General features: G+C 31.3%; 5 protein-coding genes. 4 read left to right on the forward strand and 1 reads right to left on the reverse strand.

Annotation, left to right across the window (positions count from 1 at the left end; genetic code table 11):
* Positions 1 to 36 precede the first annotated feature (36 nt).
* Positions 37 to 1,035, reverse strand: coding sequence for a hypothetical protein (locus BBH99_RS09375; protein WP_073300184.1), 999 nt, complete (start codon positions 1,033 to 1,035; stop codon positions 37 to 39).
* Between the two features lie 673 nt (positions 1,036 to 1,708).
* Here BBH99_RS09375 and mnmE point away from each other — a divergent pair.
* From mnmE to BBH99_RS09395, 4 genes are all read left to right on the forward strand, one after another.
* Positions 1,709 to 3,094, forward strand: coding sequence for a tRNA uridine-5-carboxymethylaminomethyl(34) synthesis GTPase MnmE (mnmE, locus tag BBH99_RS09380; protein WP_066694911.1), 1,386 nt, complete (start codon positions 1,709 to 1,711; stop codon positions 3,092 to 3,094).
* Positions 3,095 to 3,644: 550 nt separating this feature from the next.
* A complete protein-coding gene (locus tag BBH99_RS09385; RefSeq protein WP_083188794.1) occupies positions 3,645 to 4,214 on the forward strand; it encodes a helix-turn-helix transcriptional regulator in 570 nt (189 codons plus the stop codon).
* A 120-nt stretch (positions 4,215 to 4,334) separates the two neighbouring features.
* A complete protein-coding gene (locus tag BBH99_RS09390; protein WP_066694917.1) occupies positions 4,335 to 4,616 on the forward strand; it encodes a hypothetical protein in 282 nt (93 codons plus the stop codon).
* Positions 4,617 to 4,732: 116 nt separating this feature from the next.
* Positions 4,733 to 5,113, forward strand: a complete 381-nt coding sequence (locus BBH99_RS09395) for a helix-turn-helix transcriptional regulator (RefSeq protein WP_066694925.1) — start codon at positions 4,733 to 4,735, stop codon at positions 5,111 to 5,113.
* Positions 5,114 to 5,139: the final 26 nt, after the last annotated feature.

Here is a 5,139-nt window from a genome sequence, read left to right on the forward strand (position 1 = left end):
TTTTTATATTTTTCATCCTTTTAACAATTTTTAAAATTAATCATTACAGCTTCGTTCTACACATTTCCATTCAGTACCATTATAAAGCTTCACACATTTATCCTGAAGGTCATACAACAGCATTCCTTCTTTCGGATCTGTAATGGCATCACCTGGTTGTGGAGTCTGGCTTACGTGTTGAACTCTTGTAATTACAAAACCTTTATCTTTTGCTTCCATAGCAACAAAACCATTGGGTACATTTTCCGGCCATGCGTTATTTTTCTGCTGAATGGTAATTCCAAATTTGGTAAATCCATCAGGAGTTCCCGTAGCACCTGGTTTTGTACAGAATGAATCTATATTATCAATAATTGTAGGTGCGTTACCACAACTGTTTCTATCATCAGATAATCCATTTGGCCAAAGAGACGGACATGTAGCGGATGTTGCATTCGGTCCGCAGAAACTTGCATTTCCCATACCAAGCCCAATCACATTCCCCATAGCAATAGCTACAATTTGGCTATCATTACTGATTACACCACCTCCACCACTTACATCAGCCTTTGCAATACAATAAGCTCTACCAGTAGGGATTCCGATATATTTGACAGATGGGTACGTTGTAGACTGTTGTGTAAATGTTCCACAAATCTCCACAACACTATTTGTTCCCATTTCAATTGCAGAAGTTGATCCCGGAAAAGCTCCAAAAAAAGTAGGATCTTCCTGAACTACCGAACCCACAAGAGATAGAAATGATTTGGTTCCTAATTTAATTTTTGAATCCTTTTGAGAATTAAAAGCTCCGACTGTAACAGTCCCTGTAGATTTCACACTTGCACCGTCACCAATCTCCAGAACACCATTAACCTGAATGCTGACAGACTGTAATTGGCCAGACTGGATGATAAGTGTTGCACCATTTGGAATGCTTATATTGCTTCCTACAGTAAGATTTCCATTAAGGCAATAAGTGGTTCCACTTACCATTGCCTGCCCTGTATATGGTGTACATGTTTGCGCATTGGCAACCCCATAAAAGGCCATCATTAATAAAAAAATGATTTTCTTATTAAAATCGAAAAAATTTAAGTTATTCATATATCTTTATGCTAAATTAACGGATTATTCACATTTTAATGATAAATATGTGTTTTTTTTACATCTTCGAATCCCTACTCAACAATTAATATACCAAACTTCATCATCCTTTTAAATAACAATATAATACTGTGCCGAAATTAATTTTTATCAAAAATATTGTTTTACTGTGTTTAATTTTGTAACAAAAACAACTTATTGATAAGCAGTATTTTAAATAAATCAAAATTAAATATATTTAAGAAATCTTTTTACATTATTTAAAAATCCAATATTATTATAAGTATGCATTGATTTATCACATTCAAAAAAATAAGCTCAGGGAAGTATAAACCAATAATTATCAATATCATACTTACGAAGTACTTTTTCTAATGAATTATCAATTTATCTCCAACCCTTTATTTCCGCATACTTTCTTTTTTAATGAAAATAACAACATAATAAAGTTTATCTATTAAACCAGCTTTTTCACAATAATAACGAAGGAATATATATGAATCCATCTCATTTTCAAAATATCATTACTGGAAATAATTCTGCACAGCCGTATAATGAAAAGTATAGAGAATACATATGGACTCTTCTGTAAAATTTGCATTAAAAAACGTAAATTTGCACCATGAATAACGATACTATTTGTGCACTGGCTACGGCCAATGGAATAGGTGCTTTAGGCATTATCAGAGTTTCCGGAAGTGACGCTTTACCCATAGTTCAGAAAAGCTTTCCGGCAAAAAAACTGGAAAAACAGAAATCTCATACTATTCATTATGGTTATTTTATGGATGGTGAAGAGGCTATTGATGAAGTTATGCTTTCTATTTTCCTGGCACCGAAAAGTTTCACTACAGAGAATTCTGTAGAAATTGCTTTTCACGGTTCACCGCATATTGGAAAACGTATTCTTGAAACCCTTATTAAAAATGGGGCAAGGATGGCGAAAGCAGGAGAATTTACCCTTCGTGCTTTTATCAATGGCAGAATTGACCTTTCCCAGGCTGAAGCTATTGCTGATGTAATTGCCTCTGAAAATGAAGCTTCCAGAAAAGTAGCCATCAACCAATTAAAAGGGGGAATTACCAATGAAATATCGTTATTAAGAACTGATCTTCTGAATTTTGTTTCTCTTATAGAATTAGAGCTTGATTTTGCGGAAGAAGATGTAGAGTTTGCTGACAGAACCGCTTTAAGTGGATTACTGGATAAAATAGATGTAAAATTAAAGTCTCTTATTGAGAGTTTCCAATACGGAAATGCTATTAAAAACGGTACAGCTGTTGCTATCATCGGGAAACCTAACGCAGGAAAATCTACTCTTCTTAATTCTTTACTGAAGGAGGAAAGAGCTATTGTAAGCAATATTGCGGGAACTACAAGAGATACGATTGAAGAAGTTCTTCATATTAAAGGTCATGCTTTCCGTTTGATTGATACTGCCGGTTTGCGTGAAACAGTAGACGAAATTGAAGCTATTGGAGTAAAAAAGGCTAAGGAAAAGGTAGAAAATGCCAATATTCTAGTCTATCTGGCGGATGCTGCTACTGAAGACTTTTCGGAAGATATTGAAATGATCCAATCTTTGTTAAGGGAAGATTTGAAATTAATTATCTGTGCCACCAAAATTGACGAGGTAACTCCTGTAAAATACGAAACAGTGGAAGACGTTTTCAGAAATGCCATTTCACATGAATTTGATTTCATCAAGATCTCTGCGGTTGAAAATCAAAATATTCAGGATCTTAAAAATGAGTTATCTTCTTATGTTGAGCAATTAAAATCGGAAGAAAATAACGTGGTGATTACCAATCAACGCCATTTCGAAGCTTTACAAAAGTCTTTAGATGCTGTAAACAAAGTAAAAGAGGCCATCTCATTCCAGATTTCAACAGAATTACTGGCTTATGAATTGAGAAACGCTTTAGAGCACCTTGGTGAGATATCCGGTGAAGTTACTAACGACGAGGTACTTGGGAATATTTTCTCTAAGTTTTGTATCGGGAAATAACGCGCTTAAATATCTGAAAATCAACAACTTACATCAATCAAGCAAATCCTTTTAAACACACCATAAACCACTGTATTACAGTGTTTTATGCGTTTTTCAAAAGAAAATTAGCACTATAAATCAGTTAAATTTGTCCCCAGTTTTGTCCCCTAGTTCCAAAATAAAAATCGTACGATTTTATTGGTTAATTCACTGCACTTAATATATACTAGCATACTCTCAATGAATTAATTAGTATTTATTTAAAGGTAATTCTTTAGAACTTTTACAGCCTTTTTATGATAATTCATTTTCATACAAAACGATTTAGATTTAAACAATTTACCATTAGTATAAAGGTTAATTTACTGTACTTAATGAGTCTAATTTCTATATAAATTGATTAACAATTATTAAAGTTAATTTCTAAGATTCTTTTAAGCATTTTATAATCCACTTTTGAAACAATTTAACTGTCTTATTTTAGACTTTGGACAATTTATTGCATTCATTTACAATCATTCTATTTTTAAATATATATTCAAGATGCACAACTAGTTAGAACAAAGCAATGAGTACACATATCCACATATTGAAAACATGCGAATATTGTGGATTAGAATTTGCAGCCAAAACCACTGTAACAAGGTTTTGCAGTCAAAGATGTAGAACAAAAATGTATAAGAGATATAATAAAAATTCATCTCAAACAATAGAAAATAAGAATTTATGCAATTTTAAAATGTACACTTATTCTCCCTTTGATTGTATGACGATAAAAGAAGCTTCCATTATTATAGGATGTGGCCGAACTACAATCTATGATATGATCAAAAAGGGAAAGTTATCTTCTATTAATTTTAGTCAGAGAAAAACCAGAGTTTTTAAGGAAGAAATTGAAAAGTTATTATATCAAAATAAAACAGAAATAAAACCTTTTATATTTAAAGATGAAGATACAAAAATAAAAAACTGTTGGACAATAAATGAGATCATTAACCTATATAAAATCTCTGCCAGTGCCCTGTACAATAAATTGAAAATATATAATATAATTAAAATAAAGAAGGGAAAATCTGTTTATGTATCTAAAGAAATTATACGTAGGTTATTCAATACAGTTATCAAAAATAATAATTAACAATAGTTGATTTTATATTATTGAAAGGCCTATAAAAGACAAATTAGGCTTTTCAAAGACATAATTTAAAAGTAAACAGAGTTCATAATATTTTTGTAGACAACTCTAAAACAAAATATTATGACACTTATTAAATTACGTAAAAAGCCTGCAGCTAAAAATACTGTTAGACTTTATTTAGATGCCTATCCTCCTATCTATGATCCATTAACTGGAAAATCGCAGCGAAAATTTTATTTAAAACTTTTTCTGTATCGCATGCCTAAATCGCAACTTGAAAAAAAACATAATGACCAAACACTATTCCTAGCAGAAAATTTAAGAGTAAAAATGATGCTTGAAGTATATAATAATAGGATTAGCAATAAACTACGAATGAGTATATTATCAGGAAATTACTAAACTTCTAGAATTTTCAAACATTACAGTATCCACTATTATGGATACACATTGCAAAAATGTTATGGGTTATCCCATATTAAATTATTTGGTTAACAGTCCACTTTAAAAACATTGATATGAGTTCTAACATTGAGATCATAAGAATATGCCAATATTGTGGCAAGGAATTTATCGCAAAAACAACAGTCACAAAGTACTGCAGCCATACCTGTAATAAAAAAGCATATAAAGCTGAACTAAAAACAAAAAAAATAGAAAAAAGTAACATCAACACTCAACTTTTTAAAGAATCCTCTATGGATATTATAAATAGCTCTGCTTTTCTAACCGTTAAAGAATCAGCCTGCTTATTGAAATGTAGTAAGCAAATGATATATGATCTAGTTAATTCTGGCCGTTTAAAATCAATAAAACTATCTGTAAGAAATACCAGAATTAGTAGAATAGAAATTGATAATCTTTTTAAGATTAGTATTCGAAAAGTCAAAGAGAATTAGCAGTCGAAAAAACTACAATTGTGAAA

The sequence above is a fragment of the Chryseobacterium contaminans genome, assembly GCF_001684955.1.
Taxonomy (GTDB): Bacteria; Bacteroidota; Bacteroidia; order Flavobacteriales; family Weeksellaceae; genus Chryseobacterium; species Chryseobacterium contaminans.